Below are 235 nucleotides of genomic sequence, written 5' to 3' on the forward strand. Positions count from 1 at the left end.
GCCGCCTGGATACCCTGACGTACCGGCCCGCCCGTCCGATACACCGAGTCGTTCAGCGACGCGTTGTAGTACTCCTGGTACAGCGCCTGCGTCACCGCCTCCGCCGTTACCCCCTTGTCCGGCGTGGCCTTCGCCAGCTCCGCGCCGCCTTCGCCTGTCGCGCTTCCGCCGGGGCCGCCGCCAGCCGCGCGCTCGCCGCCTTCGTCGCGTTTATCGCCCCTTCCGTCGACGCGAT

Annotated in this window: 1 pseudogene; it reads right to left on the reverse strand. The window is 71.5% G+C overall.

Going from position 1 to position 235, the window contains the following annotated elements:
* Window positions 1-235: pseudogene (locus FDP13_RS21575) on the reverse strand (hypothetical protein); the annotation flags it as partial.

The sequence above is a fragment of the Dickeya sp. ws52 genome, assembly GCF_007210685.1.
Lineage (GTDB): Bacteria > Pseudomonadota > Gammaproteobacteria > Enterobacterales > Enterobacteriaceae > Dickeya > Dickeya chrysanthemi.